The sequence below is a fragment of the Plectonema radiosum NIES-515 genome (genome assembly GCF_025753815.1).
Classification (GTDB): domain Bacteria; phylum Cyanobacteriota; class Cyanobacteriia; order Cyanobacteriales; family Nostocaceae; genus Hassallia; species Hassallia radiosum_A.
Genome location: NZ_JAOWRF010000411.1, coordinates 1 through 13,069, shown reverse-complemented (window position 1 = coordinate 13,069; position 13,069 = coordinate 1). Strand labels below are relative to the sequence as shown.

Below are 13,069 nucleotides of genomic sequence, written 5' to 3'. Positions count from 1 at the left end.
CCTTGTCCCCTTATCCCCCACACCACGCTTCCCCTTGCTGCAAAAATAATCTCTGCACCCACTTTGAAGCGTTTTCCTGGCTTGACTAAAGCTAACCAACAGTTGTGGCGTCGTTCTTCTAACAACAATACTTCTATTTCTGCGCCAGTGGATTTACGACCATACAACCGCGCTGGCAGAACCCGCGTATTATTCATTACCAGCAAATCCCCTGACTGTAATAGCTCCGGTAAATCACGGAATATGTGGTCTAAGGGTGCTGAATATTTGCCTGTGTTAGGGGAATTTACTAATAAAAGCCGGGAGCTATCTCTAGGAAGTGCTGGATTTTGAGCAATCAGTTCTTGAGGTAATTCATAGTCATACCCAGCTAATGAACAATCTAATTCAATGTTTTGTGCTTCCTGGCTAAAAGTTGAATTCATATTGGTTAGTTCGGGTATGGGGTGCATCTATCTAAAGATAGTTTTTCAGAAAAAAGCTGGTTTGAACTTTCTTTGATCAAAGGCGATCGCTTAATTTCATCCCTAGATTTTACGATGGATACTATTAGGTAACACGTAAACAAGAATATAAAAATTGGGTAAACCTCCCCATAGAAAAACGGGGGCTTTTACCCTAGGCAACAGTGGGGTCTATCTATAAATATAGAGAATGTAGGATTGACTTTAATCCCAAGCACCAAGATGGAATATTTGTATTACCTGGCAAATGCCAGTTTAACTCTAAGGGTGGTTCAACACCTCCACGGCAGACCTCAGACACCTGTTTCATTCGTCACCGTCATTCATCAAATTGATGGCTGGGTGGTTAGGGTCAAACTAAAAGGTAATGTTACACCCCAAGAAGATGGCGATTTTCGGGCTTTCTTCAATGAATTAGGAATTAGTTACGACCCACCAATGCGAGTGCAAATGGCACTTTGGAGTTTGGAAGCAGGGCAGTGTCCTGTTGATGTGATGCGTCGCTATCAGGTAGCGATAGTTTCTCACGGAAACCCAGAGAAAGAAGAAATTGAAGCGTTTAGACAACAGTTTGTCCGGGGACTGGGCTATTGTCCAGAAACCTTAGCGTAATTGCATACTACTAAATTAATATTGCGAATAATTCTGGCTAATAGCTGCTCGTGGGAAAAGCTATTAGCCATTAGCTATTGTAGTCAGCGTCATTGACATCGAAAGCTCCTGGAATGTATTCTTGCAGGGTTAAGTGATGTAACCCATGTGAGGAATCAGCTAGAACTTCGGAGCTATCCATAACCCCAGAGCGCAGTTTTTTTGAGATTCGCTGACAGTGTACTATGGCGACATCAAATCGGCAAGGATAATCCGCTCTCTCAGGATACTCTGATAAAAACATCTGGGCTGTACGCCAAAGTTTTGCTTGCTTTTGTCGGGTGATTGCGCTTCTTCCCCCTGCATCCCAATTACCAGAACTGCGAGTTTTGACTTCAATAAATGCTAGCATTGAGTGCTGATAAGAGTTTTGGCAGTTATCTCCTTGATTTGGAAATTGGGCAATGATGTCAATTTCTCCCCAACGACAAGAAAAGCGACGATGCAGAACAATCCAACTATTGGATTGTAACCATTGCGCTACTAGGTCTTCTCCTAAAGTACCGATATGGGGATAATGAGATGAAGGAGGATTCGCCATTGGCTAAAAATAGCATGAATTCTATAGATAGCGATCGCATCACAATTGCTTTTACCAAATCTCCAACTCAGCTAGGGTTGCAGGGTAAAACAGGAAATCGCATTTGGGCAAGCATACTCAGTTTATTGCTTTGGTTAGTAGTTTCCATCACAGCATCTTTCTATTCTGTGCCAAACGCTTTTGCGCTGGAATATAACAAAGAAATTCTGATCCAAGCTGATTTCTCAAAACGCGATTTAACAGATTCTAGCTTTACTAAAGCTAATCTTCGCTCTAGCAACTTTAGCCATTCTAATTTGCGCGGTGTCAGCTTTTTTGCGGCAAATCTAGAGTCGGTAAATTTAGAGGGTGCCGATCTTTCAAATGCGACTTTAGACTCAGCTCGTTTGATCAAAGCCAATTTGACAAATGCGGTGTTAGAAGGTGCCTTTGCCGCTAGCGCTAGGTTTGATGGTGCGATTATTGACGGGGCAGATTTTACTGATGTGCTGCTGCGTCGGGATGAGCAAAACAAACTTTGCAAAATTGCCAAAGGTACAAATCCCACAACGGGACGGAATACCCGTGATACTTTATTTTGTTCGTAAACAAAGTTAATACTAATTAAGCCCTGAGGGTCAACTGACCCTCAGACTACTTTTAGCACGCAAGTTTCAACAAAAGTCTAACGTAGTTCTGCCTCCGCCACTTTGACTTTATTCAAAGTGTATGGAAAATCCCCTGCATTCTTCGCTGTCTATTTCCGGACAGTGGCTTTTTGTCAAACATCCAGGGATAGATATTTAAAACCACTTTTGCTTACATTTTATGACAAATCAGTAGATGTGTGTTAGCTGACACAAAACTTCAAATTACAGCTTCGTTTCTCTGACAATCAAAAACTACCATTAAGCTGACGTTAGGTGTCAGTTGGCGTAAAAGCCGCAAATGACCTTCTGCATCAGACTGATTGCGGAATCGAGCGATAATCTCCTGTTGCGTATCGGGAAGCAAACGAGCAACAGCCCAAGAACTAAGGCGCTTTTTATAAGCGATCGCACCAGAATAAGAGACGGAATCGCTGTAATCTGTATTTTGTGGCATGATATATGTTATCCTTATGTGTTTGAGTCAAGGGCGTTAGGAAGTCTCTTGGCGGGGATGGACTAACGCCTTTTTAAATGATGCTCCCACTGGGATATCACAGTAATTCTATATTGTCAACAGTGCCCTCGCCACTTTAATAATTGATGAAAGCGAAAACTTTAACAACCAGGTGCAGCTTTCAATTACTTAAGTAAGTCAAGTAAATTAAATATAAAACCTGCGTAGGGTGCGCTATAGCAAGCTGTGACCCACCCTAGATTGTCATTGTGACAATCTAGGGTGGGTTTTGTTCAGCAACGCGATGATTACCAATTTTTACCTAGCAAAGATTCAAATTCAGATTGTAAAGCTTTGATATCAGCAATTCTTGCCACTAGTAAATTATCAGTCCCAGCATCAGTTAAACGTGATTTCCAATAGCCAATACTGTCTGAATTGTTCAACCAAAACTGAATCACCGTATCTACTACTTGATCCAAATCCCAATTCCATTTAGGTGGAACTGGTTCTACAGACTCGATCAATGCATCAAGGGTGCATTTATGCGTTCCTATGTATTCTACTCCTTGGTGTTGTGGTTTTTGGTAAATCTGTTGATGATTAAAAAATTGCAAAACAGGAGATACACCTACAATATCAAAAGAGTACTTCATTGCAGTTGTCTTGGTTAATTTTTTCTTGTTTTTCCTTATATCAAATATTATGCCGGAAAAACCTAAATATTTATCTATATTTTAGGTATTAAAATCAGAAAATAATTAGCACTTCCAACTGGTGAGTGCTAATGTGTAGAAAAATATTTGAGGTATTATTAAATAGTTTTAAGCATTAAACAAGGGGATGCAGATTATTTTTAATATTTTTTTAAATATCCCACTCAGAGATTTTCAAGGTGAAGTGGCAGCTTTGTTGGCAGCTGGTTTGTGGGCTGTAGCTTCGGTGGTGTATGGGGTTTTGGGGAAACGTATTCCACCACTGCAACTTAACTTGCTCAAAGGAATAATTGCGATCGCTTTGCTGACAATCACCATTTTTGTGCGGAGAGAATTTTTCCCAACCGTGACAATTGTTCCCCTTTCTCTATTATTACTCAGCGGCATTATTGGTATTGGTTTGGGGGATTTAGCCTTTCTTGCGGCAATAAATTCTTTCGGTGCGCGTCGTACCTTACTCATGGGAACTCTGGCACCACCAATGACGGCAATAATCGCGCAGATTTTTCTTCAAGAAAAGCTGAATATAAATGCTTGGTGCGGCATTTTGCTCACCGTTTTGGGAGTTGCTTGGGTAGTGACTGAAAGATTACCCGATAGCAGTGGTAGTTCCTCAACGCAACTATGGCAAGGAATCGGCTTTGGTTTATTAGCAGCGATCGCCAATGCAATTGGGGGTGTTCTTTCGCGTGCAGCACTTGCCAATACCAGCATTCCACCTTTGTGGGCATCATTGTTTCGGTTGATTGCAGGGGTGTTGATTCTCTTACCGTTAGTATGGTTATCTTGGCGTCGGGGGAGGATAATTTTGTCTGAGTTGCAATCAACGCGAGTAATTTTGACAACCTGTTTTGCTGCCTTTTGCGGAACTTATTTAGGTATTTGGTTGCAGCAGACAGCAATTAAATTTACCCCAGTGGGAATTGCTTTGACTTTATTGCAGACTAGTCCACTATTTATCATGCCTTTGGCTATTTGCATGGGTGAAAAAGTCAGCTGGAGAGCGATCGCTGGTGTCGTCATCGCCATCGCGGGAATTGCATTGTTGTTTTATTTGCGGTAATAAGAGAAAGGGAATACAGCCTTTGTGACTCAAATCTTATTATGTTGTTGCCAAAACACACAATTTTTTTGCGCTTTGGAAAGATTATTCACCAGTGATAGTAAATTTTCTTTAGGCAGAGACAATGTGTTGTAGAATGGCTGTCTTGGTTGTCTAGAAGTGTAATCAAAAAAGACAGCGAATCTATCGTCAGCTACAGGTATCTTTCCTCGATGGAAGATGCCAGCAGTCGCAGCGAAAATTACTGTACCAGCAAGTCCTGTGCATGATTTCCAATTGGATGGAGATAGTGCTTGTTGCATAATTTCCTCTGTTATGTAGCGAGGGCGATATTTTAAAGACTGAACGACTGTTGAGGTTAAAGACTGGGGAATATATTGAAAAGGACCTCCATCTTCATTGACATCATTTAAATAAACAATTATTTTCAGGAGTTTTCTATCTTCCAAATCTACATGCCATAGTCTTGACTTTATCGCCACCTCATTGGCGATATCTCTGCGAAAAAATACGCCTTGATAGGCTGCTGGTAAACCAAGATAATTTTCGACGATATTAAGTAAACGTTGTTCAAGTCCCCACAAGAAAATCTCTGGATGCTCCATGATTTGTTGAGAAGTTGCATGAACAACAAACTCGTTTTTTTGACCACAAATACTTTTTGGTATTTCTGACATCAGCTTTTTGGCAACCTGAAAAAAATGAGGATTAGAAGGAATTCCTAAGGCTGATAATGAAGTAATTACAACTCCATCACGTTTAATAGTCTCGACTAAAGTGCGATCGCTTGTTGAAAGAACAGGTAAATTGACAAGATGTTTGTTCAGCGCTCTCTGATAAACAAGCTCAGATTGAGCTTGTACAAATGGTATTTGCGTTAACTTTCTTATTATTCTATTACGTGCTTTTTGAGCCAGTATGTACATAAAAGTAACCTTGTTTGATTGTACAGAATTTTATAATTACACAAAAGTATTGTATAAATAAAGACGCAGATGGATAATTAAATATTTTTTTAATTATTGGCAAGCCCAAGCTCAATATTCTCGAAGCATTGATTTTTAGCCAAATTTTATTCATGATTGCTTTACACACAAATGTATTTGCAATACTTTCTTAAGTATTAAGGCTTAATTCCTGAGAATAATCGACACACCTGTATTATAAGGTAATATCATACAGGTGTATCAAGTCGGTTAACACTACCAAATCAAGAAAAGGTGCGATTTTTATTTAGCAAAATAATTGGTTTTTTTCTATGAGATTTATTCCCATCTCTAATATGCGATGAAGAAAGAAAAATTATCAGAGCTATGATGAGGTAATCAGAAACTATTTACACGAAAATTTACACCCAGGGTAGGTTTTTAGGATAAAAAGCATGTTAATTTGCAGGAGATTTTCTCTGACTGCTTAAGAATTAAACTGGAGTATATTCTGTCCATATGCAAACTTATTAATTTTTCGGAAAAGTCATCTGTAAAACTCGAAAATATTATTGATTTTGCTTTTAATGTGGTTGTATGATGAGAAATTATAAGTAAAAACACGAAAAGTGTGCAATTATTTATCTATAGTTTTAAATAAATTTAAAATTCCTTTATAAAATCTGCTAATACATTACGGTAACTTTATAAATTACAAGTATTGTTGTCTGGTAAATGGGGACTAAGGGCTAGGAAAGTTAAATTTAATACTTTGTTGTGTAGCGAAATCACATGGAGGTATATTTTGAAAAAAGTAATAAAATTTTTGACATGGTTACTTAGAAAATTGAACTCACCCGGCGTGATATTATCGTGCTTTGACTATTAGAGAAGAAATGATATGGTGCGGCTGATTTTGACAGCGATTTTGCTGTTACTATTGACAGCATGTAGTGGTGGATTTTTGCCAACTAGCCGATTGGTGCAAAAAGCGATCGCAATTCAACTTGAGCAAACCCAGCAGCAACTTGAGGGACAGCTAAATCTGGATTTTCGCGGTTTTGAAATCAATCGCCTAAAAATTACCCAGCAAAAATCCCTAACGGTTCAAAATTTACCAGTTTATCGCATTGGCGGAACTTACAACCTCGTCTTCAAACTACCAGAACGAAAGTTAACGCAGCCTCAAAAACCTTTTGAAGTTTATTTACAACTTCAAAAAGAAGGTAAAACTTGGCGATTGCTGCTTCCGCAAAAGGATAGCAAGGATTCTCAACCAGTTTGGCGCAGTTATTTAATTGGGGGTTAGGGTTTAGGGGTAAGCAAAGTTACCCTATCGCGACACAGCGCGAATCGTTCGTTGCGCTACATATGTGGGGTGATTCCGGGGGGTGTGACGCACTGTTGTTGTTAATGTTGGTAAGAAGAAGCCCAGTTTTACGTGGTGGGGTCACAAGCGGCGGATATTTCTGGCACCTACTTCAGAAATCAGAAGAAGGCGATCACGGAGCGTGCGATCGCATTCTTCGTTATAAGCAGTAGTTATTGACTTGTCTACCAATAGACATCGACCTAATTTAATTATGCCTTGCCCGAAACCCTTGTAGAGACTACCAAGTGCTACGTCTCTACGTATGACTCTGGAGATGTCTAATGTAGATAAGTAGAGAAACTGTGTCCAATATTCTGAGTTGGAATTAAAAACCACATTCTTTCATGCTCCCCACCCTCGATAAGTGCAGTGACAACCAGAACGGATGTTTGTCAGTAAATACCGCAGTATTAAAATCTAAAAAAAGCATTAAAACTCTATCTAGCTTAAGTTGAATGCACTCTTCATGCAAGACTGCCTATGAAGGCTTTATATTGATTTTACATTTTCCCTTTTCTCGCCTACTTTATTAAGATTAGCTTCATCGAAGTGCGTTTGAAAATTCAGTGAATAACGAGCTATGCAGAATTATAAAAAACGGCGTATATTTATCTTAATCAAAGAAAAGTTCTGACTTTCATACTGTGGTAAAAAAGCGCAGTAAAGAAGCATTTTGCATCAAAAAAATTAGAGTTATGTATCTACCAACTATGCTAGAGAAAAATTTTCTGATAGCTTCACTTCAAAAGCATTTGCATAAAGCTTTTAGAGAAATTGACTGCCCGACATTTGAGAGAATATTGATGTTGCTGCCTTGGTAATAATGAGGCGAAGGGCTGAACAAATCTCCGGAATTATCTTCTTTAACCTGATTAAATCTTGGGAGCGAAACCCCTTTAGGTTATCAGGGAGGAGATTTTATAGGTAGCACATAATTTATTTTAGTTGAACCTTCAACTGAAGCATGGTTTCCATAACAACCCTCGCACAATGCGCTTGAAATATCTCATGCGTTACTTCAATCGCGACAGTTTTAGCCATAATTATAGTCTTTTTCGGGACAATGGTATTAAGCCATACGCCAATAAGTGTGATGGCGCATGAAGACCTGAAAATTGAGAGGGTAGCCAACATGACATATTTTGAATCGAATGACAGCAACGCCTTAGAAGCTGATGGCATCCATCTGGAAATTAAACTACCAGACATCGTGGCACTAGCTATACCAAAAAATAAGCCTGACGCCATTGCTCCTGTACATCTGGTTGTTCAGATAACCAACAAGACATCGGAGCCATATCCCGTCAGTTGGTATGACACCTTTATTCCAGAAATTATAAACCCAGATGGTCAAACATTACAGGGACTTTTAGTTATCAATGAACAGGATGCCACAAACCAAACAAATATCCCCCAACAGCAAAGTTGGAGATTGAAATTGAAATGCTTGTTCTCAAAATTAGCTAACTTTAATATGCGAGAAGATACGACAAATATCAATTCCTGGTTAGTCCAGCCTGGCAGGGACAGTGGTTTCTATTTAGATGGAAGACTGTTTTGGCATAATGACTTGCTTATCCTAGAACTCCCTACCAAAGACTTTTCTTTAGACTTTGAATACTTTAGACCTAGAACTCATTGCTCTTTTAATGCACTCCAACCGGGAAATCATCAGCTTCGGTTTATCTATTTTAACAAAATTAGTAGTAGTTACGACAATGAATCAGGCGCAATAGGAGTCACGAATGCACCAACAACAGTGTCAAGTCATCCGGCAGCACTATCAGTTAATTTTTGCCTGATTCAACCTTTGGAACCTAACGGTAGTGCAGTAGAGGTAAATGGTATTCGCTTTGAAACCTTAATGCCCGAAAGAGTATTGAGATTACCGAGGAAAAAACGCGATGCTTATACTTCTTTGCAGTTAGGAATGAGGATTACGAACAACACGCCAGAACCCCATCGTTTCAGCTTCTTTGCCACATTAACTCCTGAAATGGTGGGAGCGGACGGACAAATACAACAGAGGGGTGGTAGTAATGCTATCAAAGTTCCGAAAGAATCTGATTTTCCCCTAGCCATGCCAGGAGAATGTATCGAATTCTTTCTCGAAGCCAGACTTATAGGTCATAAGCCTGGTCAAGTTAGACTTCTAATTTTGAGGAAAGATGCGGGCTATTGGTGGTTTAACCAACTAAAGTTGGCTACCTATCAAATTCGTTTTAGCTATCAAGAACTTCGTCAGACGAGAGAGTGGATTGGAAGAGGAAGGGAATCAATTGAACAGATGCGCTCAGAAAAAGTTTGGTCAGGACGGGTGGATACTCCCTTTGTAGAGTTCCAACTAATCCAATTGTGAAATTAAGTTGTTTCACAATTGCCATTTATCAATCTGGCTTTAGAGGGGATTACTTTTTTGAAACTGAATACGTAAAGGAGTTATAAAAAATGCAATTACGACAATATCCTCTAGTTCTTTTAGCAACTACCTTACTAGTCACCCTCACTGGGAAATCAGGGTTGGCGTTTACTATTACGCCCACCCCGCAACCTGGTACTATCAGAGAGAATTATTCATCTGAATCCATTTTTCCCCGTGGTAGAGGGGTAACAACATTAGATTCGTATGATGTATTAATTCCTTCCTCATGGAACAAGCCACCAGGATTAGTTTATGAACTTCCAAGAAGCCGCTTATTTGCTGGAACATTTGGCTTATGGAAAGAACTGAAACCTTTTAGAGATCAAGGATGGAGATTTAGTCTTGGTAGTAACTTAAGAGGAAATTTTAATATCACAAAATATTATGCTTGTGGGGTTCAAAGTCATCAAAATAGTTGTGGGGCAGATTTAGGCGAGCCAATTAGTATTCCAGAGCGCGCAGTTGGAGCCGCAATCCGAGTAGATTATAATCCAGCTGCTTCTGACCCTAGACCTGAAACAAAAAGGCTGGATTGGATTCAACGGGTAATTACTAACTTTAAGTCGGTAGGTGGGTCAGTAGGTAATCGTGAAAGCTTTATTGACAACGGAGGAATTACAGATAATCCTTTTTATAACAGAAATATTTTTGGCGAAGGATATAGAGGTTTTGTAGATAATCCACACAGAACTCCAGAAACAGGACAACTGGACAAGAACTTTTATTGGTCTGCAGAACTATTCTTAGCCGAACAGACCGCAACCAGAACAGTTCGGGGAAGAGAAGTTGGGAACGTGAAAATTTACAATGGCGTTAGATGGGGTTGGAAATATAATTACAATCCTAATTGTCAATCTAGGAGTAGTGGTCAAAGTTTTAGTAGTGCCAGTCAATGCCCTCCATATCGCGGATACTACACAGACATCATCGGTGGTGGAATTGGCTCGTCTCCAAGCGGATACATACCTAATGACGATGGTTCCTTCGGAGCTATTCCCCTAGACTTTTCATTTAACTATTTTGGTCAAACCTACAACGATTTCTATCTCAACAACAACGGCAATATTACTTTTGGTAGCCCAATTGGAGCATACACACCAAGCCCTTTCACCGCACAAGTTTCTCCTCACATGATTGCCCCTTATTGGGCTGACGTAGATACACGTACTGCAGGAACTGTAACACTGCGAAGAGATATTCCCAACCAGCTCATCGTCACTTGGGACAAGGTAGGATATTTTAATGAACACGCAGACAAATTAGCCTCTTTCCAGCTAGTGCTACGGGGTCCGGATTATACTGTTCCTCCAGGGGAAGGCAACATCGGCTTCTTTTACAAAAATGTCCAATGGGAAACAGGTGATGCTAGTCGTGGAAGTGGTGGATTTGGCGGTACACAGGCGGCAGTCGGTTTGAGTGACGGATTATCAACTGTTAATCCATTTGAATTCTCGCTCGAAGGCTCTCAACAAGCAGGAATCAGTCAGCGCGTCAGTAACAGTTATATTTGGTTGAATGTGCCTAAAACTGGTAGTGGCTATGAAGGTAGTGGTGGCAACAATGGAGGTGGCTGTAGCGGTGGTAGCGGTGGCGGTGGATGCGCTAGAACGTATGGTGCTGACCGGGTTACATACCAGAGACTATCATCCTTTAATAGCAACGACACTAACTCGGCTGAAGACCAATATCAATCATCCTTCGATATCAATGACGCTAACTGGGCTGAAGACGGTCAACTGCCGGATAACTATATCAACGATCCTGACTGGAATAACTATATCAACGACGCTGATTGGTGGAGTGAATTTAAGTCAGAATCCCCTACTTCTGTCCCCGAATCCACACCTGCATTGGGACTATTGGCACTCGCAGCATGGGGCATAAAAAGTAGTCTCCAAACTCGCAGGCAACAACTACGGCACTACAGAGGAGTGAAAGCGAGAAGAAATTTTACCCCAAAGCAATAGACAAGATTGCATAAATAGTTTTTTGCCTCACTTCTAGGAGGACAAATGAAGTGCGGGGGGAGGAGTTTGAGGAGTGTGTCCGTTCGCTCCAGTCGCAGAGAAAGAAGTTAAATTTAGAAATGAGTGCAATCTTGTCATTAGACATAGGAGTGGAAAAGAATGTAGAGACGCGATCGGTCGCGTCTCTACATTCTTTTCGATTAACGCATAATTAAATTAGGTCGATGTCTATTTAACTCATATCTGATATTGATACTTAGGATTCAGCACTCATAAAAGTCCCGCTGATTCATACAATCGTTTGATCATTGCTGTAATTTTAGTGCCATATTGTAAATCTGCTGACCAACGTCCTGATAATTTATCTATTGTTGGTGCTACACCGCGAGTCACAAAACGATATCGAGGATCTACTATTTCATTAACTAACGGTTCTAGACTGGCGTAAGCTTTTAAATGTTGAATCTGCGCTCGTACTCCAGTTCTAGCACTATCAAACTTCGCCGCTTCTAAACTACCACCAATTGTGCCTAAACCTGCAAAGTTATTTTGCTCACGTTTAACATCACCACCAAAGCGTAAAAATCCCGTTTCTAAACACATTTGACAAAAGGCGATGTCATAGTTTACCCCTTCTACAGTGGCTTCTTCTCGATAGAGTTTTGGCAAGTCGGGAAACTGTGTCAAAGCGCTTTCGTTGTTGTTTTTGAGGAATAGCTGTAACTGCACTTCTGAGGTATAACCACGCGCCATAATTTGGTCAATTTGATTAGGATTAATTACCAAATTGGAGCGTAAAGAGATAGTGCGACTGGTACTGTCCCAGCTAATCGAAATGTTAAAATCTCGCAATTCGACTGCTTTGACATAAACAACTTTGCGATAGGTAAGACGACGGACGTTAGGTGCTTTTGATAAATCGATTCGCAAACGATCTACTAAATCAATGGGGATGTATGCATTACCATTAATTAGTATTCCTTTCTCGGAGTAATTTTGCCCGTTGATTTTGATGTTGATTGGCGGATAATTTGGATCTGGGGTAGGAGCAGAACCCGGATCAATTGTACCACTCCAAGATGCAAGTCCATCGGCGATTCCTAAGGCAAAGTCGCGACGCCGATTTTGTAATAAAGCGCGATCGTCTGGACTGCTGAGAAAACCAACTTGCATTATCATTGATGCGATCGCTGTTTGCCGACAAAATGCCAAACTACCCAATCCGCTATCTGTATCTGGCTTGACTCCCCGATTTGGTAGTTGGGGTACGCGACGCAATAACCCCACCAGCAGTAGTTCGGCGTTGCTTCTACGCTCGTCGTTGCTGGCGATGTAGAATACGCTAGCTCCACGCACAGAAGGGTTGCTGGCAGCATCAGCATGAATTTCTAACGCCACATCGCGATCGCGTGCGCGAGAATTGATCCAGTTGATAGTTTGCGCTGCGCTTAAGTCATCCGGAACCGCTAAAACTTCAAAAGTACGCGATCGCAATTCTGTCACAATCAAATCTCGCAGCAATATCATCTCCCTAGCTTCGGTTGTACCACCCGCAATTGAACCAGGATCGATTCGTGTTGCTTCTTTGCCTCCGTGAGCTGCCGAAATAAAAATACGTCCCATCTTCAGTATTTCCTCTGAGAAAATTAAGCAATTAGTGATTCTATACATCTTTCTTGGCTTTGGAACAAGAATATAATAGCGATCGGGAGTTAGTTGTTAGTTGTTAGTTGTTGGTTGTTGGTTGTTAGTTGTTAGTTGTTAGTTGTTAGTTGACGATTGACGATTGACGGTTAACAGTTATCTACTACCCACTACGCACTACCCACTCCCCACTCCCCACTCCCCACTCCCCACTCCCCAC

Annotated in this window: 13 protein-coding genes; 6 read left to right on the top strand and 7 right to left on the bottom strand. The window is 40.7% G+C overall.

Going from position 1 to position 13,069, the window contains the following annotated elements; genetic code table 11:
• On the bottom strand, positions 1-425 hold a 425-nt coding region (locus OGM63_RS29165), incomplete at its 3' end, for an S-adenosylmethionine:tRNA ribosyltransferase-isomerase (protein ID WP_263749250.1).
• Positions 426-686: 261 nt separating this feature from the next.
• Between OGM63_RS29165 and OGM63_RS29160 the strand changes: the two genes are divergently transcribed.
• Positions 687-1,076 carry a hypothetical protein gene (locus OGM63_RS29160; protein WP_263749251.1) on the top strand — a complete coding sequence of 130 codons (390 nt, stop codon included), beginning with the start codon at positions 687-689 and terminating at the stop codon, positions 1,074-1,076.
• A gap of 70 nt (positions 1,077-1,146) precedes the next feature.
• Here OGM63_RS29160 and OGM63_RS29155 read toward each other — a convergent pair whose 3' ends face one another.
• Positions 1,147-1,656, bottom strand: coding sequence for a YraN family protein (locus OGM63_RS29155; protein WP_263749249.1), 510 nt, complete (start codon positions 1,654-1,656; stop codon positions 1,147-1,149).
• A 14-nt stretch (positions 1,657-1,670) separates the two neighbouring features.
• Here OGM63_RS29155 and OGM63_RS29150 point away from each other — a divergent pair, with 14 nt between their 5' ends.
• The gene (locus OGM63_RS29150; protein WP_263749248.1) at positions 1,671-2,243 is read left to right on the top strand and encodes a pentapeptide repeat-containing protein; all 573 of its coding nucleotides are present in this window, start codon (positions 1,671-1,673) and stop codon (positions 2,241-2,243) included.
• A 259-nt stretch (positions 2,244-2,502) separates the two neighbouring features.
• Here the strand turns inward: OGM63_RS29150 and OGM63_RS29145 are convergent, their stop codons facing one another.
• Both OGM63_RS29145 and OGM63_RS29140 read right to left on the bottom strand, forming a co-directional pair.
• Positions 2,503-2,739, bottom strand: coding sequence for a hypothetical protein (locus OGM63_RS29145; protein WP_263749247.1), 237 nt, complete (start codon positions 2,737-2,739; stop codon positions 2,503-2,505).
• 308 nt (positions 2,740-3,047) lie between these two features.
• Complete coding sequence (locus OGM63_RS29140; protein ID WP_263749246.1) at positions 3,048-3,395, bottom strand: hypothetical protein; 348 nt, start codon at positions 3,393-3,395, stop codon at positions 3,048-3,050.
• A gap of 187 nt (positions 3,396-3,582) precedes the next feature.
• On the opposite strand from OGM63_RS29140, the gene OGM63_RS29135 reads away from it, so the two are divergent.
• Positions 3,583-4,518, top strand: coding sequence for a DMT family transporter (locus OGM63_RS29135; protein ID WP_263749245.1), 936 nt, complete (start codon positions 3,583-3,585; stop codon positions 4,516-4,518).
• A gap of 29 nt (positions 4,519-4,547) precedes the next feature.
• Here OGM63_RS29135 and OGM63_RS29130 read toward each other — a convergent pair whose 3' ends face one another.
• On the bottom strand, positions 4,548-5,444 hold the full coding sequence (locus OGM63_RS29130; RefSeq protein ID WP_263749243.1) for a phytanoyl-CoA dioxygenase family protein: 897 nt from the start codon (positions 5,442-5,444) through the stop codon (positions 4,548-4,550).
• Between the two features lie 901 nt (positions 5,445-6,345).
• Between OGM63_RS29130 and OGM63_RS29125 the strand changes: the two genes are divergently transcribed.
• Positions 6,346-6,753 carry a hypothetical protein gene (locus OGM63_RS29125; protein ID WP_263749242.1) on the top strand — a complete coding sequence of 136 codons (408 nt, stop codon included), beginning with the start codon at positions 6,346-6,348 and terminating at the stop codon, positions 6,751-6,753.
• A gap of 141 nt (positions 6,754-6,894) precedes the next feature.
• Here OGM63_RS29125 and OGM63_RS29120 read toward each other — a convergent pair whose 3' ends face one another.
• Complete coding sequence (locus OGM63_RS29120; protein WP_263749241.1) at positions 6,895-7,152, bottom strand: hypothetical protein; 258 nt, start codon at positions 7,150-7,152, stop codon at positions 6,895-6,897.
• A 727-nt stretch (positions 7,153-7,879) separates the two neighbouring features.
• Here OGM63_RS29120 and OGM63_RS29115 point away from each other — a divergent pair.
• Positions 7,880-9,175 (top strand): hypothetical protein, encoded by a 1,296-nt coding sequence (locus OGM63_RS29115; RefSeq protein WP_263749240.1) that lies wholly within the window; start codon positions 7,880-7,882, stop codon positions 9,173-9,175.
• Between the two features lie 89 nt (positions 9,176-9,264).
• A complete protein-coding gene (locus OGM63_RS29110; protein ID WP_263749239.1) occupies positions 9,265-11,205 on the top strand; it encodes a nidogen-like domain-containing protein in 1,941 nt (646 codons plus the stop codon).
• Positions 11,206-11,475: 270 nt separating this feature from the next.
• On the opposite strand, the gene tftA is transcribed toward OGM63_RS29110, so the two are convergent.
• The gene (gene tftA, locus OGM63_RS29105; RefSeq protein ID WP_263749238.1) at positions 11,476-12,828 is read right to left on the bottom strand and encodes a hormogonium tapered terminus morphoprotein TftA; all 1,353 of its coding nucleotides are present in this window, start codon (positions 12,826-12,828) and stop codon (positions 11,476-11,478) included.
• Positions 12,829-13,069: the final 241 nt, after the last annotated feature.